The sequence below is a fragment of the Ornithinimicrobium sp. F0845 genome, from assembly GCF_023015765.1.
Classification (GTDB): domain Bacteria; phylum Actinomycetota; class Actinomycetes; order Actinomycetales; family Dermatophilaceae; genus Ornithinicoccus.
Genome location: NZ_JALKAL010000001.1, coordinates 557,833 through 583,618 on the forward strand (window position 1 = coordinate 557,833; position 25,786 = coordinate 583,618).

The 25,786-nt window shown below is 71.8% G+C and carries 26 protein-coding genes; 16 read left to right on the plus strand and 10 right to left on the minus strand.

Annotated elements, in window-relative coordinates:
* Window positions 1–17 precede the first annotated feature (17 nt).
* Window positions 18–617 (minus strand): GNAT family N-acetyltransferase, encoded by a 600-nt coding sequence (locus MWU75_RS02600; protein ID WP_247087993.1) that lies wholly within the window; start codon window positions 615–617, stop codon window positions 18–20.
* Window positions 618–756: 139 nt separating this feature from the next.
* Between MWU75_RS02600 and MWU75_RS02605 the strand changes: the two genes are divergently transcribed.
* The 3 genes from MWU75_RS02605 to MWU75_RS02615 are packed head-to-tail and all read left to right on the plus strand — an operon-like array spanning window position 757 to window position 2,072.
* Window positions 757–1,008 carry a hypothetical protein gene (locus MWU75_RS02605; RefSeq protein ID WP_247087994.1) on the plus strand — a complete coding sequence of 84 codons (252 nt, stop codon included), beginning with the start codon at window positions 757–759 and terminating at the stop codon, window positions 1,006–1,008.
* Window positions 1,009–1,027: 19 nt separating this feature from the next.
* Window positions 1,028–1,540 (plus strand): 2'-5' RNA ligase family protein, encoded by a 513-nt coding sequence (locus tag MWU75_RS02610; RefSeq protein ID WP_247087995.1) that lies wholly within the window; start codon window positions 1,028–1,030, stop codon window positions 1,538–1,540.
* A 4-nt stretch (window positions 1,541–1,544) separates the two neighbouring features.
* The gene (locus MWU75_RS02615; protein ID WP_247087996.1) at window positions 1,545–2,072 is read left to right on the plus strand and encodes a bifunctional adenosylcobinamide kinase/adenosylcobinamide-phosphate guanylyltransferase; all 528 of its coding nucleotides are present in this window, start codon (window positions 1,545–1,547) and stop codon (window positions 2,070–2,072) included.
* A gap of 16 nt (window positions 2,073–2,088) precedes the next feature.
* Here the strand turns inward: MWU75_RS02615 and MWU75_RS02620 are convergent, their stop codons facing one another.
* The 3 genes from MWU75_RS02620 to MWU75_RS02630 all read right to left on the minus strand — a co-directional run bounded on the left by MWU75_RS02620 (window position 2,089) and on the right by MWU75_RS02630 (window position 4,586).
* Complete coding sequence (locus MWU75_RS02620) at window positions 2,089–2,862, minus strand: adenosylcobinamide-GDP ribazoletransferase (protein ID WP_247087997.1); 774 nt, start codon at window positions 2,860–2,862, stop codon at window positions 2,089–2,091.
* On the minus strand, window positions 2,859–3,896 hold the full coding sequence (gene cobT, locus MWU75_RS02625) for a nicotinate-nucleotide--dimethylbenzimidazole phosphoribosyltransferase (RefSeq protein WP_247088123.1): 1,038 nt from the start codon (window positions 3,894–3,896) through the stop codon (window positions 2,859–2,861). The genes MWU75_RS02620 and cobT overlap by 4 nt, the downstream gene beginning before the upstream one ends.
* Before the next feature lie 99 nt (window positions 3,897–3,995).
* Window positions 3,996–4,586, minus strand: coding sequence for a DUF664 domain-containing protein (locus MWU75_RS02630; RefSeq protein WP_247087998.1), 591 nt, complete (start codon window positions 4,584–4,586; stop codon window positions 3,996–3,998).
* Window positions 4,587–4,676: 90 nt separating this feature from the next.
* Here MWU75_RS02630 and MWU75_RS02635 point away from each other — a divergent pair, with 90 nt between their 5' ends.
* Together MWU75_RS02635 and MWU75_RS02640 are read left to right on the plus strand one after the other, a co-directional pair.
* Entirely contained in the window at window positions 4,677–5,633 is a 957-nt protein-coding gene (locus tag MWU75_RS02635) for a WYL domain-containing protein (RefSeq protein ID WP_247087999.1), read from the plus strand.
* 54 nt (window positions 5,634–5,687) lie between these two features.
* Window positions 5,688–6,104, plus strand: a complete 417-nt coding sequence (locus MWU75_RS02640; protein WP_247088000.1) for a VOC family protein — start codon at window positions 5,688–5,690, stop codon at window positions 6,102–6,104.
* Here the strand turns inward: MWU75_RS02640 and MWU75_RS02645 are convergent.
* A complete protein-coding gene (locus MWU75_RS02645) occupies window positions 6,101–6,334 on the minus strand; it encodes a hypothetical protein (protein ID WP_247088001.1) in 234 nt (77 codons plus the stop codon). The two genes, MWU75_RS02640 and MWU75_RS02645, sit on opposite strands and share 4 nt — an antisense overlap.
* Window positions 6,335–6,428: 94 nt before the next feature.
* On the opposite strand from MWU75_RS02645, the gene MWU75_RS02650 reads away from it, so the two are divergent.
* Window positions 6,429–7,310 (plus strand): universal stress protein, encoded by an 882-nt coding sequence (locus MWU75_RS02650; RefSeq protein WP_247088002.1) that lies wholly within the window; start codon window positions 6,429–6,431, stop codon window positions 7,308–7,310.
* 155 nt (window positions 7,311–7,465) lie between these two features.
* The gene (locus MWU75_RS02655) at window positions 7,466–8,197 is read left to right on the plus strand and encodes a type 1 glutamine amidotransferase (protein ID WP_247088003.1); all 732 of its coding nucleotides are present in this window, start codon (window positions 7,466–7,468) and stop codon (window positions 8,195–8,197) included.
* Window positions 8,198–8,340: 143 nt separating this feature from the next.
* Here MWU75_RS02655 and MWU75_RS02660 read toward each other — a convergent pair whose 3' ends face one another.
* The 5 genes from MWU75_RS02660 to MWU75_RS02680 all read right to left on the minus strand — a co-directional run bounded on the left by MWU75_RS02660 (window position 8,341) and on the right by MWU75_RS02680 (window position 14,478).
* A complete protein-coding gene (locus MWU75_RS02660; RefSeq protein ID WP_247088004.1) occupies window positions 8,341–9,561 on the minus strand; it encodes an ABC transporter ATP-binding protein in 1,221 nt (406 codons plus the stop codon).
* Window positions 9,561–10,616 carry an ABC transporter ATP-binding protein gene (locus MWU75_RS02665; protein ID WP_247088005.1) on the minus strand — a complete coding sequence of 352 codons (1,056 nt, stop codon included), beginning with the start codon at window positions 10,614–10,616 and terminating at the stop codon, window positions 9,561–9,563. Before MWU75_RS02665 ends, MWU75_RS02660 begins: the two co-directional genes overlap by 1 nt.
* Window positions 10,616–11,611: an ABC transporter permease gene (locus MWU75_RS02670; protein WP_247088006.1), complete on the minus strand. Its 996-nt coding sequence runs from the start codon at window positions 11,609–11,611 to the stop codon at window positions 10,616–10,618. The genes MWU75_RS02665 and MWU75_RS02670 overlap by 1 nt, the downstream gene beginning before the upstream one ends.
* A gap of 10 nt (window positions 11,612–11,621) precedes the next feature.
* Complete coding sequence (locus MWU75_RS02675) at window positions 11,622–12,632, minus strand: ABC transporter permease (RefSeq protein WP_247088007.1); 1,011 nt, start codon at window positions 12,630–12,632, stop codon at window positions 11,622–11,624.
* A 118-nt stretch (window positions 12,633–12,750) separates the two neighbouring features.
* Window positions 12,751–14,478 carry an ABC transporter substrate-binding protein gene (locus MWU75_RS02680; RefSeq protein ID WP_247088008.1) on the minus strand — a complete coding sequence of 576 codons (1,728 nt, stop codon included), beginning with the start codon at window positions 14,476–14,478 and terminating at the stop codon, window positions 12,751–12,753.
* Window positions 14,479–14,708: 230 nt separating this feature from the next.
* Between MWU75_RS02680 and MWU75_RS02685 the strand changes: the two genes are divergently transcribed.
* From MWU75_RS02685 to MWU75_RS02725, 9 genes are all read left to right on the plus strand, one after another.
* Window positions 14,709–15,131, plus strand: coding sequence for a (deoxy)nucleoside triphosphate pyrophosphohydrolase (locus tag MWU75_RS02685; RefSeq protein ID WP_247088009.1), 423 nt, complete (start codon window positions 14,709–14,711; stop codon window positions 15,129–15,131).
* A gap of 31 nt (window positions 15,132–15,162) precedes the next feature.
* Window positions 15,163–17,070, plus strand: coding sequence for a translational GTPase TypA (typA, locus tag MWU75_RS02690; protein WP_247088010.1), 1,908 nt, complete (start codon window positions 15,163–15,165; stop codon window positions 17,068–17,070).
* 97 nt (window positions 17,071–17,167) lie between these two features.
* The gene (mshB, locus tag MWU75_RS02695; RefSeq protein ID WP_247088011.1) at window positions 17,168–17,995 is read left to right on the plus strand and encodes an N-acetyl-1-D-myo-inositol-2-amino-2-deoxy-alpha-D-glucopyranoside deacetylase; all 828 of its coding nucleotides are present in this window, start codon (window positions 17,168–17,170) and stop codon (window positions 17,993–17,995) included.
* Window positions 17,996–18,033: 38 nt separating this feature from the next.
* Window positions 18,034–18,546, plus strand: a complete 513-nt coding sequence (locus MWU75_RS02700; RefSeq protein WP_247088012.1) for a flavin reductase family protein — start codon at window positions 18,034–18,036, stop codon at window positions 18,544–18,546.
* Window positions 18,547–18,816: 270 nt separating this feature from the next.
* Window positions 18,817–20,340, plus strand: coding sequence for an FAD binding domain-containing protein (locus MWU75_RS02705; protein WP_247088013.1), 1,524 nt, complete (start codon window positions 18,817–18,819; stop codon window positions 20,338–20,340).
* Window positions 20,337–22,721 (plus strand): xanthine dehydrogenase molybdopterin binding subunit, encoded by a 2,385-nt coding sequence (gene xdhB, locus MWU75_RS02710; protein WP_247088014.1) that lies wholly within the window; start codon window positions 20,337–20,339, stop codon window positions 22,719–22,721. The genes MWU75_RS02705 and xdhB overlap by 4 nt, the downstream gene beginning before the upstream one ends.
* Window positions 22,722–23,570, plus strand: coding sequence for a xanthine dehydrogenase accessory protein XdhC (xdhC, locus tag MWU75_RS02715; protein ID WP_247088015.1), 849 nt, complete (start codon window positions 22,722–22,724; stop codon window positions 23,568–23,570).
* A 10-nt stretch (window positions 23,571–23,580) separates the two neighbouring features.
* Window positions 23,581–23,799 carry a hypothetical protein gene (locus tag MWU75_RS02720; protein WP_247088016.1) on the plus strand — a complete coding sequence of 73 codons (219 nt, stop codon included), beginning with the start codon at window positions 23,581–23,583 and terminating at the stop codon, window positions 23,797–23,799.
* 261 nt (window positions 23,800–24,060) lie between these two features.
* A complete protein-coding gene (locus MWU75_RS02725) occupies window positions 24,061–25,785 on the plus strand; it encodes a VanW family protein (RefSeq protein ID WP_247088017.1) in 1,725 nt (574 codons plus the stop codon).
* Window position 25,786 lies beyond the last annotated feature (1 nt).

Here is a 25,786-nt window from a genome sequence, read left to right on the forward strand (position 1 = left end):
GCCAGCGACAGGCCAGGTCAGAAGTCGATGCGGACCACGGCCCGGCGAAGGGTCGGCCTGGTCACCTCCCGGAAGCCCGCCTCCAGGTAGGTGCCGATGGTGCCGACGTGGAGCTCCTCGTCGATGGCCGCCTTCGTCGTCATCGGATAGGCCTCCAACGCCGCCGCGCCGCGCGCCCGGGCGAAGTCGACCGCCTCGCGGATGAGCTCGGTGGCCAGACCCTGCTTGCGGAAGTGCGCCCGGGCGAACACGCAGGTGATGGCCCAGACCGAGGTGTCCTCGCGGTCCTCCTCGCGCCCGGCCCACGGCACCTGGCTGTGCCGCAGCCCGGGGAACTCCGGCCGGGGTTGGACGGCGCACCAGCCGACCGGCTCGCCGTCGAGGTAGGCGACCAGCCCGCTGGTGGTGGGGGCATCCGGGTCGCCACACTCGGTCTGCTCACGGAGGCGGGATGCTCGCTCCTCGACCGGCTGCTCGGCGAAGTTCTCCCGCGGCAGCAACTTGTAGCGCTGGCACTGGCACCGGGCCGCCTGCCCGCGCGTCCCGAACACCGTCTGCAGGTCATTGCAGCTGGCCTCGTTGGCGGGTCGAACAGTCAGTGTCGACGCCTCGGTCACGCAGACGACTCTACTGTCCACGGGCGGCCTCGAGCCATGCATCGTGTCCACAGGGCGAGGCACGCGCCTGGGGCCAACGCCCTCCACCGAGCGTAGTCTCCTGTAGCCACGGAGGGTCTGGATCGGTCAGAATCGAAGTGTGTATGTGTCCGGTGAGGTGATCACGATCGCGATCAGTGCGGTCGGGCTGCTCTGTGCCCTGGCCGGAGGCTTCGCCTGGACGATTCAACGCATGGATCGCGCCGTGAGGGAGGTCCGCGAGGAGCTGAAGGCATCTCATGCCGGGCTCGCGGCGGAGATCAGCGGTGTGCGCCAGGAGCTCGGTGAGGTCAAGGTTGGTGTGGCCCGGCTGGAGGGACGCCTCGAACGGCGTCTGATCCTCCCTGGCTAACGGAGACAGCGGCCACACCGTGCTGGCGATCCCGGTGCCGCCGCTGGATCCCTTCGTGCGGGAGCGCACGGCGCACTATGACAGCGACTATCTGGCCGCGGACCCGGAGTTCGGGCAGGCCCACGTCACCGTGCTCGGTCCGTGGCTGCGCCACCCGACACCGGCGGACCTGGCCGGCATCGACGAGATCGCGGCCACCACGAGCGCCTTCGACTACAGCCTGGAGCAGGTCGGCGTCTTTCCCAACGGCATCATCCACCTGCTGCCCGAGCCCGCCGGTCCCTTCTCGGCCCTCACCCACCGGGTGTGGGCCCGGTTCCCGGACCACCCGCCATACTCCGGGCAGTTCCCGGACGCGACCCCGCACCTGACCCTGGACGCGGTGGCGCCGGACGTCGACGAGGCCAGGGTCCGGGAGATGCTCGGCGAGCTGGTCCCGGCCCGCTGCCGTGCCGACCGCGTGCAGCTGCAGTGGTGGCAGGCTGGGCACTGCCACGTTCAGCACACCTGGCGCCTGCGTGAGGAGGGATGAGCAGATGAGGGTCCTGGTCACCGGTGGGGTCCGCTCCGGCAAGTCCCACCACGCGGAGACGCTGCTCTCCGGGCAGCCGTCGGTCACCTACGTCGCGCCCGGGCCGACGGAGGCCGAGGAGCCGGATCCGGACTGGGCGCGCAGGCTGGAGGCCCACCGCCTGCGGCGTCCGGCCCACTGGGTCACGCTCGAGACGACCGACCTGGCCGAGGCACTGGTCGGGGCGCAGGACGCCGTGCTCATCGACTGCCTCGGCACCTGGCTGACCCGGACCATCGACCGGCGGCACCTGTGGGAGGCCCCCGCCGAGGAGGTCACCGCTGTGGTGCGGGAGCACACGACTGCGCTGGTCGGGGCCCTGGACCGGCCGGCGCCCGTGGTGCTGGTCACCAACGAGGTGGGGCTGGGGGTGGTGCCGGCCCACCGGTCGGGGCGGCTCTTCCGCGACCTGCTGGGCGAAGTGAACCGGTCCGTCGCGACCGCCTGCGACGAGGTGCATCTCGTGGTCGCCGGCCGCGTGCTGGTGCTCTGAGTCGGGCCTCAGCGGGTCAGACGAGGCCGACCGAGCTGACGGCGAGCAGCAGGACCGTCAGCGACACCTCGACGCAGGCGCCGAGGACGTCCCCGGTCACGCCGCCCAGCCGACGGACCGCCACCGCGAGGCAGCTGGCCAGGGCGAGCGCAGCCAGCACCGGCGCGAGCAGGCCGCCGAGGTCGAACCCCGGGAGCAGCGCTGCGGCCCACACCAGGCCTGCGGCGAGCAACCACACCACGACCGCCGGGACGCGAGGGACCGAGCCGGCCACCGTGGCGCCGAGACCCTCGGGGCGGGCCGCGGGGACCCCCCGGGTGCAGGCCAGCGGCAGCGCGGCACGCGAGGCGATGACGACCGCCGCGGCGAGCCACGGTCCGTGCTCCTGCCCCACCAGGGCGGCCAGCCCCACGGACTGGAGGCCGATCACCACGACGAGTGCCACCACCCCGGCAGGGCCGGCGGTGCCGGAGCGCATCACGGCCAGCGAGCGCTCCCGGTCGGTCGAGGCGGTGAGGCCGTCGACCGTGTCGGACAGGCCGTCCAGGTGCAGCATCCGGGAGACCCAGGCGAGCAGCGCCACGCCCAGCAGCCCCGCGACGAGCGGCGCGAGAGCCTTCTCCTGGCCCAACCAGACCAAAAGCGCGACCCCCGCGGCGGCCGGGACCGCCGTGAGTGGCGCGCTGAGCATGGCCGTCGCGGCGGTGCGGCGGTCGATCACCCCAGGCGGCCGCACCGGGACGCGGGTCAGTGTCCCCATGGCCAGCCGCCACCCGTCGCGCAGGCTCACCCGAGGTCCTCCAGGAGCGCCACGTCGCGCAGCAGAGCCACGGCGCCGTGCATGAGCGGCACGGCCGCCACCGCGCCGGAGCCCTCGCCGAGGCGCATCCCGAGGTCCAGCAGCGGGGAGAGCCCGAGGGCCTCGAGCGCGAGCGCCTGACCCGGCTCGGGAGAACGGTGCCCCGCCGCGAACCAGGCCGCCGCCCCCGGAGCCAGCCGCTCGGCATACAACCCGCAGGCCACTCCCATCAGTCCGTCCAGCAGGAGCGGGACCCCGGCGCGGGCCGCGGTCACCTGGAACGCCGTCGTGGCCACGAGGTCGGCGCTGCCCAAGGCACGCAGCGTCTCGGCGGGGTCGGCGGCACGCGTCCCGAGGCGGGCCAGGGCCTCCTCGATGACTGCCGTCTTGCGCCGCAGCCCCGGGTCGTTGACGCCGGTGCCGCGCCCGACGACCAGCCCGGCCGGGAGGCCCAGTGCGGCGGCCACGAGCGCGGCGGCCGGGGTCGTGTTGCCGATCCCCATGTCGCCGGTGAGCAGCAGGTCGGCGCCGGCGGCGAGCTCTTCCTGGGCGACGGTCTCGCCGGCCCGCCACGCGTCGGCATACTCCCGCTCGGTCAGGGCGTCCGCCTCGTGGATCGGTGCGCTGCCCCGGTGGACCTTGTGGCGCTGCAGCTCCGCGCGCTCGTCCGCCGCGAGGTCGGTGAACTCGTCGGCACAGCCGAGGTCGAGGACCCGGACGTGCACGCCCTGGGTCCGGGCCAGGGCGTTGACCCCGGCCCGGCCGGCCAGAAAGGTGCGGACCATGGCGCCGGTGATCTCCTGCGGGAAGGCGGAGACGCCGTGCCCGGCGACGCCGTGGTCGCCCGCGAAGATGACTAGCCGCACGGTGGCCAGGGGCGCCGGCGGCACCACGTCCTGGACCGCACTGAGCCAGACCGCGGTCTCGCCGAGCCGACCCAGCGCCCCGGGGGGTGTCGCCAGCGCGGCGAGCCGCCGGGCGGCCTGCTCCCGGGCAGCGGCCGAGGGGACGGGGACGGCGTTGATGACGGCTCCTCAGGACAGGGGGGCGGGGCCGTCCCAGAGTACGGCTCGGGGCGCCGCTTCGGCGGCCAGGCTCAGGACACCGGCCTCAGGCCGTCGGGCTCAGGACACCGGCCGCCATCCGGCGGGCGGGTCCTCGCCGACCCGGCCGTCAACCGCCTCCCGCAGCAGGTCCGCGTGACCGGTGTGACGTCCATACTCCTCGATGAGGTCACAGACCAGCCGGCGCAGGCTCGCGTGGTGGCCGCGGCCGTCGTCGATCACGGCTGGCTGGTCCAGCCCGCCGTCCTCGATCGCGTCCCGGAGCCGCTGCCTGGCGCGGACGACCTTGCTGTCGTAGAGGGCGTACAGACTGGCCGGGGAGTCCTCGGCCGCCGTCGTGAACTCCCAGTCCGGGTCCAGCTCGAAGACCGCCGGGTCCCAGGGGCCGCCGGGCGACTCGCCGGCGAACTTGAGGAAGAAGGTGTGGTCCTCCACGAGCGCCAGGTGCTTGAGGAGGCCGCCCAGGGTCAGGGTGGAGGCGCCGACGCGGGCGGTGAGGCCGGCGTGGTCCAGGCCGTCGGCCTTCCAGCGGAAGGTGTGCCGCAGGCGCTCCAGCATGCCGAGCAGGTGCTCGATCTCGCTTCCTGCCAGCGGCGGCTCCCACGGTGTGGCCTCGGACTCTGACACCGGCTGGGTGGTCTGTTCGGTCATGGTGTGCCTCCTTCGGGTCGACCCGTGGCCCGGGTCATGCGTCGACCGTAGAATCGATCCCGGACGAACCACGGGAGGGATAGGAGCCCCATGCGATCCGAGGTCAGCCCCACCGCTCGTGCGCTGCTGGCCCTGGAGCTGATCCAGACCCGGCCCGGCATCACCGCCGACCAGCTGGCCGAGCGGCTGGGCGTCACGTCCCGCGCCGCGCGCCGTTACGTCGAGATCCTGCGCGAGGCAGAGATCCCGATCGTCTCCACGAGCGGTCCGTTCGGTGGGTACCGGCCGGGCCGGGGGATCCGCCTGCCCCCGCTGACCTTCAGCCAGGGCGAGGCGCTCGCGCTGGTGATGGCCGTCCTTGACGGTCACCACGACGCCGCCGACCCCGCGGACACGGCCGGGTCGGCGCTGGGCAAGATCCTGCGGGCCCTGCCCGAGGCGGTGGCGGCCCAGGCGGGCGCGGTGCGCCGCACGGCGGCGTCGGCACCAGACCGCAGCGCCGCGCGGCCCGACCCTGCCACCACGGCCGCGCTGGTGTCGGCGTGCGCCGAGCAGCGGGTGACCGAGATCGACTACCGCTCGGAGTCCGGCAACGAGTGGACCTCGCGGGTCGAGCCGTGGGCGGTCGTCGTGCGCCACGGCCGCTGGTACCTGCTCTGCCGCGCGGTCGACCGGGACGCCGTGCGGACCTACCGCGTGGACCGGATCGTCACGGCCACGCCGGGCAACGACACCTTCGACCCCCCGCCCGACCTCGACCCGGTGGCCGAGCTCGAGGCGCACCTCGGCACCGGCTGGGAGTTCCCCACCGAGGTGCTCATCCAGGCCCCGCTCGACCAGTGCCGCCGGGCGCTGCCCGGGCCGGCCGGGCAGCTCACCGCGGTGGACGAGCAGACCACTCGCCTGGTCGGCAGCACCAGCAACCCCTACTCGTATGCCGAGTGGCTGGCCCGGCTGACCGTGCCGTTCCACGTCGTGGAGGGGCCGGAGCTGCGGACGGTGGTGCGGGAGCTGGGTGAGCGCATGGTCGCGGCGACCGACGGCTGACCGGAGAAGAATCTCGGTTGCTCCGCGTCCCCGGGGGCACCCGAGGATGGAGTGATGACCTCCTTCATCTCGCACACGACGATCGACTGCACCGACGCCTATGCGCTTTCCACGTGGTGGAAGGACGTGCTCGGCTACACCGACGTGCCGGACGACCCCAATGAGCCGGGCCACGAGGAGTGCATGATCCTGGACCCCGGAAGCGGCCACCGGCTGCTCTTCATCGAGGTGCCCGACCCCACCCCGGGCAAGAACAAGGTCCACTTCGACCTGCGCCCGAGCGACCTGACCCAGCAGGAGGAGGTGGACCGCCTGCTGGAGCACGGCGCCGTGGTGTCGACCGACCATCGCGGGATCTACGGCGAGGGCTCCGGCTGGGTGACGCTGGCCGACCCGGAGGGCAACCTGTTCTGCGTGCTGCGCTCGCCGGCTGAGTTGGCCGGCGCACCGCGCCCGCCGGCTGACGCCTAGCGGCTGCGGCGCCGGTTGCGTGGGTGGTCGCGGGCGACCCGCTCGTTGCCGCGGCGGTAGTTGCCGGTGACCCGAGCCATGAGCAGCTGCTCGTCGCCGGACGCGACGTCCTCGAGGAAGTCCGCGGCCCGCCGTCCGCGCAGCGTCGTCGCGTGCTGCCCGTGGTGCCGGATGCGGACCTCCCCACCGGGGCTCACGGCATACTCGAAACCCTCTGGCTGACGTCCCATGCACGCAGCGTGACGGATCCCGGGCCAGGTGTGCCACCCCTTTGCTGGTGCGCCATACTGGACCCAGCGGACCCGGCACAACGGAGGTGGCTCGATGTCCAAGGGACGTGTCGTCGTGGGTGTGGACGTGCCGGAGACGAGCGGAGACGCCGTCCGGTGGGCCGCCCGGACCGCGCAGCTGCACGGGGTGCCGCTCAGCCTGGTGCACGCCGTCGAGGGGGTTGCCGGGCTGCCCGGTGGAGTGGTGGGGGTCGAGGACAGCACGACCCGTGAGCTCCTGCGGGCGACCACCGACGCGCCCTCGCCGCTGGACCAGGTGGTCGAGGAGGTGCGCGCGGAGTTCCCCGACCTGGAGATCGAACCGGTCGAGATCGTGGGGGACAACGTCAAGTCGCTGCTGGCGCATCAGGAGGACGCGCTGCTCGTCGTGGGCACCGGACGCCGTGGCGGCCTCTCCGAGTTCGTCCTGGGGTCCACCTCGCTCGGGGTGGCCATGCACGCGACCAGTCCGGTGGCCGTGGTGCCCCCGGGCAGCGGGGGACAGGACGTCCGGGGCGTGATCACGGTCGCGGTCGATGGGAGCGCCGACAGTGCGGTGGCCGCCCGCATCGCGTGCTACGAGGCGCGTGCCCGCGGAGCCAAGGTCGTCGCGGTGAACACCTGGGGGCTGGAGGTGGTCGACGGCTTCGTGGTCACCGAGTCCGACCAGGAGCAGTTCGCCGCGATCCAGCAGCGCCAGACGGACCTGGTCGAACGGGCTGTGGCCGGCGCCCGCAGGGACTACCCCGAGGTCGAGCTGGACGTCGCGGTCGTGAACGGCCGCGTGGTCCACACCCTGGTGGACCGGGCGGCCCAGTCCGACCTGCTGGTGATGGGCAGCCGCGGCCTCGGCGGCTTCTCCGGCAAGCTGCTCGGCTCGGTGAGCCAGCGGGTGCTGCGCGGCTCGACCTGCCCCGTGGTCATCGCGAAGTCCTGACACCAGTTCTTGGGGAAGTTCTGTACGCCCCGCGCGCATTCTTGTCGTGGTTCTGTACGGCGCCGACGCATGTCGTAGTCGTTTCGGGCGTGCCAAGTCCCTCACTCTGCGCGACGCGTTGCGCTGACGTCTCGTGGTGGGGCTAGATTGCCGCCATGAAGCCCACTGTGCTTGTGATCCAGCACGAGGACAAGTGTCCTCCAGGCTGGTTCGCCGACTGGCTCGCCGCAGCCGGGTTGGACCTGGACGTGCTCGAGGCGCACCGGGGACGGGCAATCCCCGCAGCCCTGACGGACCATGCCGGCCTGCTGGTGCTTGGCGGCGAGATGGGGGCGAACGACGACGCGACGACGCGGTGGCTGGCGCCGACCCGGGCCCTGATCGCCACGGTCGCGGCCGGGGGCGATCCGTTCCTGGGGATCTGTCTCGGGCACCAGCTGGCGACCGTCGCGCTGGGTGGCACCGTGGCGCGCAACCCGCACGGTCACGGCACCGGCCTGACCCCTTACGGTCCCACGTCCGAGGCGGCGGACGACCCCCTGTTCGCGGCGTTGACGCCGGGAGTGCCGGCCGTGCAGTGGAACAACGACATCGCGATCGAACTGCCCCCACAGGCGACCGTGCTGGCTCGATCACCCGACGGGACCGTGCAGGCCGCCCGGTTCGGGACCCGCGCATGGGGTGTGCAGTTCCACCCGGAAGCCTCTCCGGCGATCTTCCGAAGCTGGACCACGGACAAGCCCTCAGCCCGTGAGGCCCGCGCCGACGGCATCGATGTGTTCGCCGCCGCGGACGCTGTCGAGGCCCACGCGGCCGGGCTGCGCCGTGCCTGGGAGCCCCTGGCGAGGCGGTGGGGCCGCATCGTCCGCGACGCCTGGAACGGTTAGGCCAGGGCGGCGGCCTGGGGCGGCGTACAGAACGCCGACAAGAGTGCGTGGGGCCTACATAACCACTACAAAAATGCGTGGGGGGCCTACAAAACCACTACAAAAATGCGTGGGGGGCCTACAAAACCACTACAAGAATTGGGTCACTCGGCCTCGGTGACGGAGGCGGGGCCGAACAGGCCGTCGTTGCGGTCCGACGCCGTATCCGTGGGGTCGGTCAGCTCGATCGAGACCTCGTGCGGCTGCAGCTCGCCGCTGGCGATCTGCTCCGCCCAGTGGCAGGCCACCCGTTGGGTCGGGGGGACACCGTCGATCTGCACGACGCGCAGCTCTGGTCGCTCCGTGTCACAGCGGGTCGCCTGCCGCCACGGGCACCGGGTGTGGAACCGGCAGCCCGAGGGCGGGTTGGCCGGGCTGGGCAGGTCACCGGCCAGCAGGATCTGCTCGCGGGTGTCCTCGACCTGTGGGTCCGGCACGGGCACCGCCGACATGAGGGCACGGGTGTAGGGGTGCAGGGGGCGCGAGTAGAGGTCGTCCGCGGCCGCCTCCTCGACGAGCGCCCCGAGGTACATCACCCCGACCCGGTCGCTGATGTGCCGGACGACCGCCAGGTCGTGGGCGATCACCAGGTAGGTGAGGTCGAACTCCTCCTGCAGGTCCTCGAGCAGATTGATGACCTGCGCCTGGACCGAGACGTCCAGGGCGCTGACCGGCTCGTCGGCCACGATCAGCGTGGGGTTGACCGAGAGGGCCCGGGCGATGCCGACCCGCTGGCGCTGCCCGCCGGAGAACTCGTGGGGGTACTTGTTGAGCGCCGCACGGGGGAGACCGACCGCCTGCAGCAGCTCGGCCAGGCGCTCGGTCGCGCCGCCGTCCTTGACCAGGTTGTGGGCGCGCATTCCCTCCAGCAGCAGCTGCTCCACGGTCTGTCGGGGGTCGAGGCTGCCCAGCGGGTCCTGGAAGACCATCTGCATGTGCTGGCGCTGCTTGCGAAGCGCCTCGCCCTTGAGGGTGGCGAGGTCGACACCGTCGAAGTCGACCTCACCCTCGGTGAGCTCCTCGAGCTGCAGCAGGGCGCGTCCGAAGGTCGACTTGCCGCAGCCGGACTCGCCCACCAGGCCGTAGGTCTCGCCCCGGCGGATCTGCAGGTCCATGCCGTCGACGGCATAGACGTAGCCGACGGTCTTGTCGAAGATCACGCCGCGCTTGATCGGGAAGTGCACCTTGACTCCGCGAGCGTCAACGAGGACCTCGCGCTCGGCCGTGGCGGTGGCTGTCGCGGCAGTGGCGGTCACGCCGGTGGACTCAGAGCCCGCCGTCGCGTCGGGCTCGCCCGGTGTCTCGGGGGTGGTGTTCTCGCTCATCAGCTTGCCTCCGTCTCGGCCGGCCCGTCGGGGCGGACCAGGACCGACCCGTCCGCGGGCAGCGGGTTGTGGCAGCGCAGCAGTCGTTGGCCGCCGACCTCGGTGTCCGGCACCAGCTCCGGGGTCTGCTCACGACAGACGGCGATCTCGCTGGAACACCGTGGGGCGAACGCGCAGCCGCCCTCCCAGGGGATGTTGTCAGCGACCGAGCCACGCACGGGGGTGAGTCGTCGCCCACGGGGGTCGTCCAGGCGGGGGATCGAGGCGAGCAGCCCGCCGGTGTAGGGGTGCCGCGGTGTCTCGAACAGCGGATGGCGAGCCGACCGCTCGACGATGCGCCCGGCATACAGCACGTTGACCTCGTCACAGAGGCCGGCGACGACCCCGAGGTCGTGGGTGATCATGATGAGGGCGGTGCCGGACTCCTCGACCAGCTCTCGCAGCAGCGCCAGGATCTGGGCCTGGATCGTGACGTCGAGCGCCGTCGTCGGCTCGTCAGCGATCAGCAGCCGCGGCTCGCAGGCCAGGGCCATCGCGATCAGCGCCCGCTGGCGCATGCCGCCGGACAGCTGGTGGGGATAGTCGGTGAGCCGACGGGTGGGGTCGGGGATCCCGACCTTGTCGAGCAGCTCGGTGGCGCGGGCCTTGGCGGCCGCACCCTTCATGCCCTTGTGCCGCTGGAGCACCTCCGTGACCTGGAGGCCGAGGGGGACGACCGGGTTCAGCGAGCTCAGCGGGTCCTGGAAGATCATCGCCAGCTCGGCGCCCCGGCGGTCCCGCATCTGCGCATCGGAGATGGTGAGCAGGTCCTCCCCGGCGAACCGGACCGAGCCCGTGACGGTGTTGCCACGGTGGGGGAGCAGCCGCATGATCGCCAGCGAGGTCACCGACTTGCCGCAGCCGGACTCGCCGACCAGACCGACGGTCTGACCGGGTGCCACGCCGAAGGAGACGCCGTCGACGGCGGTGAACTGCTTCTTGCCCTTCCCGCCGAACGTGACCCGGAGGTCGTCCACCTCCAGAAGCGGTGCAGTGCTGGATGTCGTCACCGTCATCACCTCCGTGACTTGGGGTCGAGGGCCTCGCGCAACGACTCACCCATCAGGGTGAAGCCGAGGGCAACGACGATGATGCACAGGGCCGGGTAGACGGCGATGTGCGGGTAGGTGTTGAAGAACACCTGCGCCTTGCCCAGCATCTGGCCCCACTCCGGGATGGCGTCGTTGGGGTTGCCCAGGCCCAGGAAGGACAGGGCCGCGGCGTCGATGATGGAGACCGCCAGGACCAGGGTCCCCTGCACGATGACCGGGCCGATGGAGTTGGGCAGCATGTGCCGGAAGACGATGGCGGGGCGACGCACGCCCAGGGCCCGGGCGGCCAGCACGTGGTCGCTGTGCCGCTGGGCCATCATCGACCCGCGCAGCAGGCGGGCGAAGATCGGGACCTGGATGATCGCGATGGCCAGGATCACCGTCCACTGGCTCGGCGAGGCGAACAGTGCCGCGATGGAGAAGGCCATCAGCAGGCTGGGGATGGACAGCATCACGTCGACCACGCGCATGACCGCCGTGTCGGCGGCGCCACCGATGCCGCCGGCGATGGTGCCCAGGATCATGCCGCCGAGCAGACCGCCCAGGGTGGCCAGCACACCGACGATCAGGGTCTGGCGGGAACCGGCGATCAGCCGCGAGAGCAGGTCACGCCCCGCGTTGTCGCCACCCAGGGGGAACCCCGGTTGGGGCTCGGGGATCGGGGTCGCTGGTGTCACCTGGTCGATCAGGAGTCGGGCGCTGGGGTCGTGCGGAGTGATCCACGGCGCGATGATCGCGATGATCACGAACACGGTGGTGATGCCCAGCCCCACGAGGAAGACCGGGTCCCGGCGCAGCCGGCGCCAGGCGCTGCGCCACAGGCTGACGCCCTCCTCCTCGGACAGGGCTCCGGCCTCGGCGAGGGAGTCGATGCGCGCCTTCTTGCGTGCCCCGAGGCCGTGCCTGGTGGAAGTCCTCTGGCCCGCACGCTCGGTGTCGGTGAGGTTGGGTTCGCTCATGGCTGGCTCCTCACGTGGTCCGGACGCGCGGGTCGATCACCGCGTAGGCGATGTCCACGAGGAGGTTGACGATGATGTAGATCAGGGCGGCCATCATGATGAGCACCTGCAGCACCGGGTAGTCACGCAGCTCGAAGCCGATCGCCAGGGCCTGCCCGATGCCCTGGAAGACGAAGACCTTCTCGGTGAGCACGGCGCCGGCGAGCAGCGCACCGATCTGCAGGCCGACGATGGTCACGACCGGGATGAGGGCGTTGCGCATGACGTGTCGCACCCGGATGGTCCTGGAGTGCAGCCCCTTGGCGCGGGCGGTGCGCACGTAGTCCTCGTCCATCACGTCGATCACCGCGGCACGGGTGATCCGGAAGATGATGGCGAAGGGGATGGAGGCCAGGGCGATCGTGGGCAGGATCAGGTGTTTGAAGGCGTCCCAGGCAGCGTCCCACTCACGCGTGATGAGGCCGTCCAGGACGTACATGTTGGTGATGTGGGTGGCGTTGATGCCTACGGTCTGCCGGCCGGAGGGCGGCAGCCAGCCCAGTTTCACCGCGAAGATGTACTTCAGGACGTAGGCCAGGAAGAAGACGGGGACCGCGACGCCGACCAGGGAGAAGATCACGCTGCCGGTGTCGAGGGGCCCCCCGCGGCGCCGCGCCGCGATGTAGCCCAGCGGTATCGCCAGCAGGAGCGCGAGCGCGATGGCGAAGATGCTGAGCTCCAGGGTCGCGGGGAAACGCTGGATGAAGACGTCGAGCGCGGGCTCGCCGCGATAGACGCCGTTGGACACGCCGAAGTCGCCCTGGATCGCGCGCTGCAGGAACCGCCAGTACTGCACGAAGATCGGGTCGTCGAGGCCGAGCTGGGCCCGGAGCTGGGCCGCGGTCTCCGGCGTGCCGCGCTCACCGAGCAGCGCGCTCACCACGCCTCCGGGCAGCGAGCGGAGCCACGCGAACAGGAGCACGCTGAGCACGAAGAGTGCCAGCACCGCCTGCAGCACGCGGCGGATGATGAACTTCAGCACCTAGACCTCCTGGGGGCTCGGCTGTCCGGACATGATGACGGGCTGGGCCAGTGTGCAGCCCAGCCCGTCATCTGTGCTGTCCCGCGTCAGGATAGACGTGGGATCGGGCGGTGTCGCCTTACTCGGTGATGGTGACCGTCGAGAAGTCCTCAGCGGTCAGCGGGCTCGCGACCATGCCCTGCACGTTCGCCGCGACGACGAGGGCCGGCGGGCTGTGCGAGAGCGGCAGCCCGGGCAGCCACTCGGGGCTCATGATGTTGGCGTTGAGCTCCTCGTAGAGCGCGGTGCGGGCCGCCTCGTCCGGCTCGGCGTCGGCCGCGGCGATCTGCTCCTGCAGGTCGGCGTGGAAGTCGTAGGCCGAGGTGCCGAACTGGTTGTCGTCACCACAGAAGAAGGCGCACAGGAAGTTGTCCGCCGAGTTCAGGTCACCGGTCCAGCCCAGGAAGAAGGCGGGGGCCCGGCTGGCCTGCGTGTCGTCGATGTAGCCACCGGCCCACGGCTTGGTGACGGTCTCGACGGTGATGCCGGCCGCCTCCCAGTCAGCCTTGACCGCGTCGTAGATGCGCTGCGGGTCCGGCATGTAGGGACGGGTGACCTCGCTCGGGTACCACAGCTCGATGGTCAGGTCGGACTTGCCGGCCTGCTCGAGCAGGTCCTTGGCCTTCTCCACGTCGTACTCGTACGCCGCGATGTCGGCGTTCCAGCCGCTGACGGTGTCCGGCATGAACTGCGTCGCCACGCTGGCGCCGGCCGGCAGCTGAGAGGTGACCAGCTGGTCGCGGTTGAGCGCGTGGTAGAGCGCCTGGCGGACCAGCGGGTCCTCCAGCTGCGGGTCGGCGACGGGGTTCAGCGCCAGGTAGAGGACGTTGAACGGGTCGCGGATGAGCACCTGGTTGCCGGCGTCCTCAAGGGCCTGCCAGTCGATCGGGTTCGGCAGGTCGTAGCCGTGGATGGTCCCCGCCTCGAGCTCCTGACGGCGGGCGTTCTCGTCGGCGATGATCTTGAAGACGAGCGTGCCCACGCCGGCCTGCTCGCCCCAGAAGTCGTCGTTGCGGACGAGGGTGACGGTGCCGGCGGCGTTGTCGTAGCCCTCGAACTTGAACGGACCGGTGCCGGTCGGGTGCTCCCGGCCATACTCCGGGAAGACGAAGGCCTCACCCTCGAGGGCGATGTCGTTGGCGTTGAACTCCTCCATCGCGGTCGGGGACTGGATGGCGTAGGAGGACTGCGACAGGACCGACGGGAACTTGCCAGTCACCCGCGTGACGGTCACCTGGGCGGTGTAGTCCTCGGTGGCCTCGCAGCCGCCGTAGAGCGAGTCCTCGCCCCACCCGAAGTCGTTGCCGTAGTAGTAGGCGCCGGAGGGGCTCATGCCCGCCTCGTTCTGGTCGGCCCAGCGCTCGAAGTTGTCACAGACCGCCTGGGCGTTCAGCTCGGTGCCGTCGTGGAACGTCACACCCTCCTGGATGGTGAAGTCCCAGACCAGGCCGTCCTCGCTGGTCCACTCGGTGGCCAGCTCGGGGACGAAGTCGGTGCCACCCGGCTCGACGCCGATCAGGTTCTGGTAGATCTGACGGGTGACGCGGAAGGTCTCGCCGTCGCTGGCGTAGAACGGGTCGAACACCGTCGGCGCACCCGCGGCACCGAAGATGAACGTGGCGTCGGACGCGGCCTGGGCCCCGTCGTCGCCACCGTCGTCGGTGGAGTCGGCTCCGTCGCCGGCGTCCTCGCCTGCAGTGTCTTCGGCCCCGGTGTCGGGCTCGTCCCGGTCGGACTCGGCGCACGACGTCAGGACGAGCGCCAGAGCGGCGGTCCCGGCGATCGCCGCCATCTTGCGGATAGTCATTCTGCCTCCTCGTGAGGCCGCCGGAGGAACCCGGGGCCGGATCGCAATGGCCCAAAGGTAGGCGCATGTGCGGCCCAGCGGAAGCAGGGGGCACGGATCGATGCCGAACCTTGACCTAATCGATGCCGGGCCTGCCCTGGGCAACGGTGATATGTCTGTGAGAGCGGTATATCCGCTGCGCCGGCCCGGGGCCGCGCCCGGGGAGGTGGGGGAGCCGTAGCGTGTCGGTCGTGACCGACCGACTCGTCGTGGCCGCAGCCCTGGTGGACGACCTCACCCACCCCTCCCGCCTGCTGGCGGCCCGCCGCTCGGCGCCCGCGGCACTGGCCGGCCGGTGGGAGTTCCCCGGCGGCAAGGTCGAGCCCGGCGAGGACCCGCTCGCGGCGCTCCACCGGGAGCTGGAGGAGGAGCTGGGCATCGGCATACTGCCCGGCGAGCAGATCCCAGGTCCGCGGGACGGGCGCTGGCCGCTCACGGCCCCGGGTCTGACCCTCGCGCTCTGGTGGGCGCTGCCCCTGGCGGAGCCGCGGCCGCTGGAGGACCACGACAGGCTGCGGTGGCTCACCGCGCCCGAGCTGGACGACGTGCCGTGGCTGCCGAGCAATGCGCCGATGGTGGCCGCGATCAGGGCGTCCCTGACCGACGTGTCCTGAGCACGGCCCGCGGGATGAGAAAATCGTCCCCATGCCCTTGAAGAACCGCGACGACATCCGGAATGTCGCCATCGTTGCCCACGTCGACCACGGCAAGACCACGCTGGTCGACGCCATGCTGTGGCAGGCCGGCGCGTTCACCGGACACGACGCCGAGTCCCACACGGTCGAGCGGGTGATGGACAGCGGCGACCTGGAGCGGGAGAAGGGCATCACGATCCTGGCCAAGAACACCGCCGTGCACTACAACGGTCCGGCCGCCCAGGAGCGCGACCTCGACGGCGGCGTCACCATCAACATCATCGACACCCCCGGTCACGCCGACTTCGGGGGCGAGGTCGAGCGCGGTCTGTCGATGGTCGACGGGGTGGTGCTGCTCGTCGACGCCTCGGAGGGGCCCCTGCCGCAGACCCGCTTCGTGCTGCGCAAGGCGCTGGCGGCGCGCATGCCGGTCATCCTGTGCATCAACAAGGTGGACCGGCCCGACTCGCGCATCGAGGCGGTGACCGAGGAGGTCTACGAGCTGTTCATGGACCTGCTCGACGATGCCGACCACAACGAGTCGGCCCTGGAGTTCCCCATCGTCTACGCCTCGGCCAAGGCGGGACGGGCCAGCCTGGAGCAGCCGGCCGACGGTGCGATGCCGGACAACGACAACCTGGAGCCGCTGTTCCGCACCATCCTGGAGACGATCCCCGCGCCGTCCTACGACGACGAGGTGCCGCTGCAGGCGCACGTCACCAACCTGGACTCCTCCCCGTTCCTCGGGCGGCTGGCGCTGTGCCGGGTGCACTCCGGCACCATCACCAAGGGACAGCAGGTGGCCTGGTGCCGCAGCGACGGCAGCATCCAGAAGGTCAAGATCACCGAGCTGCTGCTCACCGAGGCGCTGGAGCGCGTGCCGGCGACCAGCGCCGGCCCCGGCGACATCATCGCGATCGCCGGGATCCCCGAGATCACCATCGGGGAGACCCTCGCCGACGCGGACGACCCGCGTCCCCTGCCGCTGATCACGGTGGACGAGCCGGCGATCAGTATGACGATCGGCACCAACACCTCCCCGCTCGCCGGGCGAGTGAAGGGGGCCAAGGTCACCGCCCGGCTGGTCAAGGACCGGCTGGACAAGGAGCTGGTGGGCAACGTCTCCCTGCGGGTGCTGCCGACCGAGCGTCCCGACGCCTGGGAGGTGCAGGGCCGTGGCGAGCTGGCGCTGGCGATCCTCGTCGAGCAGATGCGTCGCGAGGGCTATGAGCTGACCGTCGGCAAGCCGCAGGTGGTCACCAAGGAGATCGACGGCAAGCTCCACGAGCCGGTCGAGCGCCTCACCATCGACGCCCCGGAGGAGCACCTGGGCACCATCACCCAGGTGCTGGCCGCCCGGAAGGGCCGGATGGAGCAGATGTCCAACCACGGCACGGGCTGGATCCGGATGGAGTTCGTGGTCCCGGCCCGCGGCCTGATCGGCTTCCGCACCGAGTTCATGACCGAGACCCGCGGCACCGGCATCGCCAACCACGTCTTCGACGGCTACGCCCCGTGGTTCGGCGAGATCCGCACCCGGCAGACCGGTTCCCTGGTCTCCGACCGCGCCGGCGTGGCGACGACCTATGCGATGTTCAACCTGCAGGAGCGCGGCTCGATGTTCCTCGAGCCGACCACCGAGGTCTACGAGGGCATGATCGTCGGGGAGAACTCCCGGGCCGACGACATGGACGTCAACATCACCAAGGAGCGCAAGCTGACCAACGTGCGCAGCTCCACCTCCGAGGTGCTGGAGCGGCTGATCCCGCCGCGCCGGCTCTCCCTGGAGCAGTCGCTGGAGTTCTGCCGCGAGGACGAGTGCGTCGAGGTGACCCCGGAGGCCGTGCGCATCCGCAAGGTTGTGCTTGACCAGTCGCTGCGGGCCCGTGCCGCGGCGCGCGCCAAGAACCGTGACTGACCGGCCGAGCGGGACGGACGCCTCGCGTGCGGCGTCGGGTCGGCGTCCGACCCTGAGCGAGGCCGTGGCCGGTGAGGGCGCCCGCAGGCTCAGGGTCGTGGCCGTGCACGCCCACCCCGACGACGAGACCCTGGCCTCCGGGGTCGCGCTGGCCCACCACGCGGCCCGCGGCGACGTGGTGCACGTGATCACCGCCACCCTCGGGGAGGAGGGTGAGGTGATCCCGGCGGACCTCGCGCACCTGGAGGGCGACCCGTCCCTCGGCCCGCACCGGGCGGGTGAGCTGGACCGGGCGATGGCCGAGCTCGGGGTCGAGCACGACTACCTCGCCGCGGGAGCCAGCCGGCTGACCCGGCCCCGCTGGCGGGACAGCGGCATGGCGGGGTCCGAGGCGGCCGCGCACCCCCGGGCCTTCGCAGGTGCCCCAGTCGCGGAGGCGGCGGAACTGCTGGCCGAGCGCCTCGGCATACTGCTGCCCGACCTGGTGATCACCTATGACCAGCACGGCGGCTACGGCCATCCGGACCACATCCAGACCCACCGGGTCACCGTCGCGGCGGTCGCCGCGCTGCCCGAGGCGGTCCGACCCCGGCTGTATGCCGTGCTGACCCCGCGGTCCTGGGCGCTGGAGGACCGCGCGTGGCTGGCCGAGCACGTGCCCGAGGGCAACGGCCTGACCGTGCCCGCAGCCGACGACCCGTGGCCGCCCTCGGTGGTGGACGACGCCGTGGTCACCCACGCGGTCGTCGACCCGGCGGTCGTCGCGGACCAGGTCCGCGCGCTGCGCGAGCACCCGACGCAGGTGACCGTCATGGACGACGCCGACGCGCCGTACTACGCGCTGTCCAACAACATCGCCGCGCGGCTCGCGGGGCGCGAGGGGTTCGCGGAGATCGACCCGGGGACCGGCGAACTGGTGCCGTGAGGCACGATGGAGCGGACGCGGTGAGAGGAGCTGGAGTGGTGGAGGACGTGGGTGCCGAGCCGGTGCCCGTCGACCCCCAGGACTACCGGCGGGCCATCGGCCGCTTCGCCACCGGCGTGACGGTCGCGACGACCTTCGCGGGACAGCACGACCACGCGATGACCGCCAACTCGATCACCAGCGTGTCCCTCGAGCCGGTGCTGATGATGATCTCCGTCGAGCAGTCCGCGCGGTGGCACGAGGCGGTGCTCGAGGCGGGGGTCTGGGGGATCAGCGTCCTGGCGCAGAGCGCCCGTCCAGCCGCCTCGTGGCTGAGCACCCCGGGCCGGCCGCTGCACGGGCAGCTCGACCGGGTGCCGCACCACCGCGGCGCCGCCACCGGCGTGGCTCTCCTGGACGGCGCGCTCGCGGCGTTCGAGTGCCGCACCACCGGGGTGCACGCTGCGGGCGACCACAGTCTGGTGGTCGGCGAGGTCGTCGGCCTGGAGATCCCGCCGCGGGTGGAGCCGGCGCTGATCCACTTCCGCGGCCGGTACGGGCGCCTCGACTAAACAATTTTCGTAGTGGTTTTGTCGGTGCTCCACGCATTTTCGTAGTGGTTTTGTCGCCGCTCCGCGCACCCCGGGTCGCCCCGTCGTGCGCTCGGTCGTCTCGAATCGCGCCACGCCATGCGCTCGGTGGGGTGAGGCTTTCGGGACTATGCTCGAAGGTCACAGCGCGGCCGTCGTTCGCATGGATAACCGGTGGTCGCGGGAGTGCACCGAACCATGCACCGCGCGGTCGACGACGCCCGCGCGGCCGCGGCCGGAAGGAGCACGCCGATGGGCTCGAGCGACATCACCGTCAACGGCACCGCGCGCCCGTGCGACGCGTCCCCCCACACCAGTCTGCTGGACTGGCTGCGCGACCAGGGGTGGACCGGCGCCAAGGAGGGGTGCGCCGAGGGGGAGTGCGGGGCCTGCGCGGTGCTGGTCGCCCGGCCGGACGGCCCGGAGCGGACCCGCTGGGTCGCGGTCAACGCCTGCCTGCCGCCGGCGCTGGCCTTCGACGGTCAGGAGGTCGTCACCTCCGAAGGGCTGGGCACCCCGCCCGCCCCGGGGCGGGAGGGTGATCTCCACCCGGTGCAGCGCGAGATGGCCGACCGGGGCGGGTCGCAGTGCGGCTACTGCACGCCCGGGTTCGTGTGCGCGATGGCCGCCGAGTTCTACCGCCCCGAGCGGACGCCGCAAAACAGTGCCGACGATCACGAGTGCGGTCCCAACGGTTTCGACCTGCACGCCCTGAGCGGGAACCTGTGCCGGTGCACGGGCTACCGTCCGATCCGGGACGCGGCGTACGCGCTGGGGGAGCCGGACCCCGGCGACCCTCTCGCCCGGCGGAGCGACACGCCAGCCCCGGCGGCACCACCCACGCGGGTGAGCCTGGCGGAGGCGGAGTTCGTCCGCCCCGCGGACCTGACCGAGCTCCTGTCGCTCCTCGCGGAGAGTCCGGACGCCGTCCTGCTCGCCGGGGCGACTGACGCCGGCGTCGAGCGCAACCTGCGCCACCACCGACCGCCACTCGTGCTGGCCATCGACCGCGTCGACGAACTGCGCGACCTGCGCGTCGAGGCCGAGTCCGTGGAGATCGGGGCAGCCCTCACGCTCAGCGAGATCGAGCGGGGTCTTGCCGGGCGCGTGCCGCTCCTTGAGGAGCTGTTTCCGCAGTTCGCCTCCCGGCTCATCCGCAACACCGCGACCCTCGGCGGCAATCTCGGGACCGGCTCGCCGATCGGCGACGCCGCCCCGGTGCTGCTCGCCATGGACGCCAGCCTCCTGCTTGCCTCCGCAGAGGGGGAGCGGGAGGTGCCGCTGGCGGACTACTTCACCGGTTACCGCCAGAGCGTGCGTCAGCCCGGCGAGCTGATCCGCTCCGTGCGCGTCCCCCTGCCGGCGGCACCCGACGCCGCGTTCTACAAGATCGCCAAGCGGCGCTTCGACGACATCTCCTCGGTCGCGGTCGCGATCGCGATGCGACTCGAGGACGGTGCGGTCGCCGCCGTGCGGATCGGCCTGGGCGGGGTCGCCGCCACCCCGATCCGGGCGACGGCGACGGAGGAGGCCCTCGTCGGACAGCCGTGGACCGCGGCCACCGTCGCCCGTGCCGCGGAGGTGCTGGCTGCCGAGGGGACGCCGCTCGACGACCACCGAGCCAGCGCCCGCTACCGCTCCGCCATGCTCGGGCAGGCGCTGCTGCGCTTCCACGCCGAGCAGGGTGAGGGTGCCGGGGCGGGACCAGCAAAACCCCTGCAAAAAGGCGGGTTCGACCGACAAAACCACTATGAAAATTGGGGGGAGGGGCGATGAGCACGCCACAGGGAGCCGTCGGCCTGACCGTCTCGCACGAGAGCGCCGACCTGCACGTCACCGGTGCGGCCCTCTACACCGACGACCTCGTCGGCCGGACCCCGGGCGCGTTGCACGCCTGGCCCGTGCAGGCGCCGCACGCGCACGCGACGGTGACCACACTGCATACTGCCCCCGCCCTCGCCGTGCCCGGGGTGGTGCGGGTCCTCACGGCCGCGGACGTGCCGGGCACCAACGACTCCGGGATCCACCACGACGAGCCGCTGTTCCCGACCGAGGTGATGTATCACGGGCACGCCGTCTGCTGGGTGCTCGGCGAGACGCTGGAGGCGGCACGGCTGGGAGCCGAGGCCGTGGAGGTGGCCTACGAGCCGCTGCCGTCCGTGCTCACGCTCACCGAGGCGATCGCGCAGGAGTCGTTCCAGGGCGCCCACCGCACCGTCGCCCGGGGCGACGCCGCCGCGGGCCTCGCCCGCTCGGCGCACCGCTTCAGCGGCCAGGTCGAGATCGGCGGGCAGGAGCACTTCTACCTGGAGACCCAGGCCGCCCTCGCCACCGTGGACGAGGGTGGCCAGGTCTTCGTGCAGAGCAGCACGCAGCACCCGAGCGAGACCCAGGAGATCGTGGCGCACGTGCTGGGCCTGCGCAGCCACGAGGTGACCGTCCAGTGCCTGCGGATGGGCGGCGGCTTCGGTGGCAAGGAGATGCAGCCGCACGGTCTCGCGGCGGTCGCGGCTCTCGGCTCGGTGCTCACCGGCCGCCCCGTCCGGGTGCGCCTGACCCGCACGCAGGACATCACGATGACCGGCAAGCGGCACCCGTTCCACGCCGCGTGGGAGGTCGGCTTCGACGACGAGGGGCGCCTGCAGGGTCTGCGGGCCACGCTCACCTCCGACGGCGGCTGGTCCCTGGACCTGTCCGAGGCGGTGCTGGCCAGGGCGCTGTGCCACGTCGAGAACGCCTACTTCGTGCCCGACATCGAGGTCCACGGCCGCGTCGCGCGCACCCACAAGACCTCCCAGACCGCCTTCCGCGGGTTCGGCGGCCCGCAGGGCATGCTGGTCATCGAGGACATCCTCGGCCGGTGCGCCCCCGCCCTCGGGCTGGACCCGACCGAGCTGCGCCGCCGCAACCTCTACCAGCCCGGGCAGAGCACGCCCTACGGCCAGCCCGTCCGCCACGCGGAGCGGCTCGAGGCCGTGATGGAGGAGGTGACCACCCGCGCGGACCTGGCCACCCGGCATACTCAGATCGCGGCCCACAACCAGGCCCACCCCCACCGCAAGCGCGGGATCGCCTGCACGCCGGTGAAGTTCGGCATCTCCTTCAACCTCACCGCGTTCAACCAGGCGGGCGCGCTCGTGCACGTCTACAAGGACGGGTCGGTGCTGATCAACCACGGCGGCACGGAGATGGGGCAGGGGCTGCACACCAAGATGCGCCAGGTCGCCGCGACCGCCCTGGGCCTGCCGCTGAGCGCGATCCGGCTCGCGCCGACACGCACCGACAAGGTGCCCAACACCTCCGCGACCGCCGCCAGCTCGGGCTCGGACCTCAACGGCGGCGCGGTCAAGGACGCGTGCGAGCAGATCCGAGAGCGGCTCGTCACGGTCGCGGCCAAGGCGTTCGGCACCCCACCGGGAGAGGTGGAGATCTCCGACGGGGTCGTCAGCGCCGGCGAGGAGAGTATGCCGTGGGCCGACCTGGTCCGCGCGGCCTACCTGGCGCGGGTGCAGCTGTTCGCGGCCGGCTACTACCGGACCGAGGGTCTGCACTGGGACGCGACCCGGATGCAGGGGGAGCCGTTCAAGTACTTCGCCTACGGCGCCGCCGTCTCGGAGGTCGAGGTGGACGGTTTCACCGGCGCCTACCAGGTGCTGCGCACCGACATCGTGCACGACGTCGGGGACAGCCTCTCGCCGCTGGTCGACCTCGGGCAGATCGAGGGCGGCTTCGTGCAGGGCGTCGGGTGGCTGACCCTGGAGGAGCTGCGGTGGGACACCTCCGACGGCGACGGCCGCGGCCGGCTGGCCACTCAGGCCGCGAGCACCTACAAGCTGCCGTCCTTCTCCGAGCTGCCCGGCGAGCTCACCGTCCACCTGCTGGAGCACGCCACGGAGGACGGCGCGGTCTACGGCTCCAAGGCGGTCGGTGAGCCTCCGCTCATGCTGGCCTTCAGCGTGCGGGAGGCGCTGCGTCAGGCGGTCGCGGCCTTCGGACCGTCGGGTCACGTCGTCGACCTCGGCTGCCCGTCGACCCCGGAGGCGGTGTTCTGGGCGGTGGAGGCCGCCAGGGCGGCGCGGGCCGGGCGGGCGACGCCGCGGGAGTATGCCGTGCAGGTCCCGTCGGGGTCGCTGGTCACCGGACGGACGGTGGACTGAGTGGACTGGTTGCGGGCGCTGGAGCACCTCCGCGGCGCGGGGCGGTCCGGGGTGCTGGTCACCGTGACGGCCGCCCGGGGACACGCGCCGCGGGAGCCCGGCGCCAAGATGGTGGTTGCCGCCGAGGAGGTGTGGGACAGCATCGGCGGCGGCAACCTCGAGGCGACCGCGGTGGCCCGCGCCCGGGCCATGCTGGCCGCCGGGACCGCGCAGCCGGTGCAGCTGGACCTGTCCCTCAGCGAGCACGCGACCACGGAGTTCGGGCGGCAGTGCTGCGGTGGCGAGGTGAGTGTGCTGCTCGAGCCGGTGCCCGCGCGCCCGGTGGTGGCCGTCTTCGGGCTCGGCCACGTGGGTCAGGAGCTGGGCCGGATCCTGGCCCGGCTCCCCGTCGTCGTGCACCTGGTCGACAGCCGGGCCGGCCAGGTGGAGCAGACCCGTGGCCTGACCCCCGACGCCCTCGCCGACGTCCGCGTGACGCACGCCCCCGCGCCGGAGACCGTGCTGGACACCCTGCCGGGCCACGCCCACGTCCTCGTGATGACCCACGACCACGCCGAGGACCTGGTGCTGTGCGAGGCCGCGCTGCGACGCGGCGACCTGGGCTCGGTCGGTGTCATCGGGTCCACGGCCAAGTGGCAGCGCTTCCGCAAGCGCCTGCTCGAGGCCGGTCACAGCGAGGCGGCGGTCGCCACGATCACCAGCCCGATCGGGCTGCCCGACCTGCCCGGCAAGCAGCCCGCGACCATCGCGATCAGCGTCGCCGCGGCCCTGGTGCGCACCCTTCACGCGGAAGCCGGGAGTGGGCTTGACCCGGCCGCTACGGTTGAGGGAACGGTCAGATCGACCTGAGGAGGCTCCGATGCTGCAGCGGTTGAGGAAACTGGTGAGCCGGCTCTCCCGGGCAGGGGACCGGGTCGTGCCGCAGCCTGAGCGCGCCGCCGACCACGAGTCGGGCACCCACGAGGGCACCACGGCGCAGGAGCGGCAGCTCCAGCGGGCCGAGGTCGAGCGCGACCGCGCCGTCCGGGAGTCGCGGATGCGGCAGGGACAGCAACCGGAGAGCGTCACCTACTGGTGATCCGGGCCTGCCGCGCGCTGGGGACGGCGGCCGGCAGGGATGGCGCGGGGCGCGAGGGCACGTCGCGAGGCGTGAAGGAGACGTGACGAGGCGCGACGGAGACGTGGCGAGCCGATGCCGGGAGATAACTATTCGGCATCGATACGGGTCTCCTGGGCAACGCCACGCTGCGCGGGAGGTATCTAGGTCAGGGGCGCACGGCATACTGCCACAGACGCCTGAGCCGTCGCTGACTCAGATCCGAGCAAAGAGGGAAGCCGCGTGACCGAACGACAGAGCCTGCCGGAAGAGCCGCAGCGCAACGAGTGGATCGGCATCCTCGTGCGCACCCTGGTCGCCGTCCTGGTCCTGGGCGGTGGCTACTACGCGGCCGCGCAGTATCTCGGGGGGCGTATCCCGAACGGCACCCAGGTCGAGGGCATCGACATCGGCGGACTGAGCCCCGAGGCGGCCCGCGACAACCTGCAGGAGCGGCTCGAGGAGATGGCCACCGACGAGGTGGTCATCGAGGTCGAGGGCGACAGCTTCACGATCGACCCGGCCGAGGCCGGCCTCACGCTGGACCTGGACGGCACCCTCGAGGGGATCACCGGCGTGAGCTACGACCCCAGCGTGATGTGGGGCCGGATCACCGATGACGGCAACGACCTGCCGCTGCTGGTGACGGTGGACCGCGCCGCACTCGAGCGGGCGGTGGACGAGCTGAGCGAGGACGTCAGCATCGAGCCGGTGAACGGGAGCGTCTGGTTCAGCCTGGGCGAGGTGCGGTCCACCGAGTCCGAGCCGGGCCGCGAGCTCGATGTCCAGGCCACCAGCGACGCGGTCGAGGCGGTGTGGCCGCAGACCACGACCGTCACTGGGGTCCTGACCAGGCCCGGGCCCGACCTGACCCAGGCGGAGATCGACCGGTTCGTGGAGCAGGTCGCCGCCCCCGCCGTGGCCGGGCCGATCGCGGTCGACGTCGACGGGGACGAGTCCAGCATCAGTCCCAACCAACTGGCGCGCCTGCTGACCGTCGTCGAGTCCGAGGACCACGTGCTGAGCCTGGAGCTCGACACCGATGGCATCCGCGAGATCGTCAGCGGCCAGCTCGACGAGGCCACGGTCTCCCCCCGCGATGCGAGCCTGGTGCTCGACGACGGACGGGCCGTGATCACCAAGGCCCGTGCCGGTCAGGTCGTCGACGAGGACGAGCTGATCGCCGGCGTCGAGGCGGCACTGTCGAAGAAGGGCGACGAGCGCCGGGTCGAGGCCAGCACCATCGACGTCGAGCCGACCATCACCGACGCCCACGCCGCCGACTGGGACATCTCCCGGATGGCGACCTTCCGCAGCGCCTTCCCCGGCGGCGCGGCCAACGCCGCCCGCACCGAGAACATCCGGGTCGGGCTCCGTCACGTCAACGGCACTGTCGTGGCCCCGGGCGAGACGTTCAGCCTGGCCGACACGCTGTCCCCGATCTCCCCGGAGCGGGGGTATGTCGAGGCCGGGGTGATCAACAACGGGCGGCTGGTCCAGGGGATCGGGGGCGGGCTCTCGCAGGTCTCCACCACGGTGCTGAACACCGCGTGGGACGCCGGCCTGCAGCTCGATGAGTTCCACCCGCACTCCTACTACATCTCGCGGTACCCCGCGGGCAAGGAGGCCACGATCGCGGTGGGACTGCTCGACAACCGCTGGACCAACGACACCAACACCCCGGTGCTGATCCAGACCTACATCGAGGGCAGCGAGATCGTCATGACCTTCTGGGGCGACCGCAAGTATCAGGTGGAGACCATCTCCGGCCCCCGGGTCGACGTGGTGACCCCGGAGCGCCAGACCGACGACAGCCTGGAGTGCCTGCCGCAGAGCCCCCAGGAGGGGTTCCGGATCACCGTCACCCGGGTGCTGAGCTGGTCGACCGGCGAGGTTTCCCGCAACTCCTGGACCACGACCTACGCCCCGTCCCCGGAGGTCGTGTGCACCAACCCGAATGCCGGCTGAC

What these genes read in the sequence shown, in the direction of transcription:
- MWU75_RS02655 (WP_247088003.1), top strand. Translation starts at nt 7,466, where the DNA reads ATGAAGCCCACTGTGCTTGTGATCCAGCACGAGGACAAGTGTCCTCCA.
- MWU75_RS02615 (WP_247087996.1), top strand. Translation starts at nt 1,545, where the DNA reads ATGAGGGTCCTGGTCACCGGTGGGGTCCGCTCCGGCAAGTCCCACCAC.
- MWU75_RS02630 (WP_247087998.1), bottom strand. Translation starts at nt 4,586, where the DNA reads ATGACCGAACAGACCACCCAGCCGGTGTCAGAGTCCGAGGCCACACCG.
- MWU75_RS02705 (WP_247088013.1), top strand. Translation starts at nt 18,817, where the DNA reads ATGGGCTCGAGCGACATCACCGTCAACGGCACCGCGCGCCCGTGCGAC.
- MWU75_RS02635 (WP_247087999.1), top strand. Translation starts at nt 4,677, where the DNA reads ATGCGATCCGAGGTCAGCCCCACCGCTCGTGCGCTGCTGGCCCTGGAG.
- MWU75_RS02650 (WP_247088002.1), top strand. Translation starts at nt 6,429, where the DNA reads ATGTCCAAGGGACGTGTCGTCGTGGGTGTGGACGTGCCGGAGACGAGC.
- MWU75_RS02660 (WP_247088004.1), bottom strand. Translation starts at nt 9,561, where the DNA reads ATGAGCGAGAACACCACCCCCGAGACACCGGGCGAGCCCGACGCGACG.
- xdhB (WP_247088014.1), top strand. Translation starts at nt 20,337, where the DNA reads ATGAGCACGCCACAGGGAGCCGTCGGCCTGACCGTCTCGCACGAGAGC.
- MWU75_RS02640 (WP_247088000.1), top strand. Translation starts at nt 5,688, where the DNA reads ATGACCTCCTTCATCTCGCACACGACGATCGACTGCACCGACGCCTAT.
- typA (WP_247088010.1), top strand. Translation starts at nt 15,163, where the DNA reads ATGCCCTTGAAGAACCGCGACGACATCCGGAATGTCGCCATCGTTGCC.
- MWU75_RS02720 (WP_247088016.1), top strand. Translation starts at nt 23,581, where the DNA reads ATGCTGCAGCGGTTGAGGAAACTGGTGAGCCGGCTCTCCCGGGCAGGG.
- MWU75_RS02665 (WP_247088005.1), bottom strand. Translation starts at nt 10,616, where the DNA reads ATGACGGTGACGACATCCAGCACTGCACCGCTTCTGGAGGTGGACGAC.
- MWU75_RS02670 (WP_247088006.1), bottom strand. Translation starts at nt 11,611, where the DNA reads ATGAGCGAACCCAACCTCACCGACACCGAGCGTGCGGGCCAGAGGACT.
- MWU75_RS02645 (WP_247088001.1), bottom strand. Translation starts at nt 6,334, where the DNA reads ATGGGACGTCAGCCAGAGGGTTTCGAGTATGCCGTGAGCCCCGGTGGG.
- MWU75_RS02680 (WP_247088008.1), bottom strand. Translation starts at nt 14,478, where the DNA reads ATGACTATCCGCAAGATGGCGGCGATCGCCGGGACCGCCGCTCTGGCG.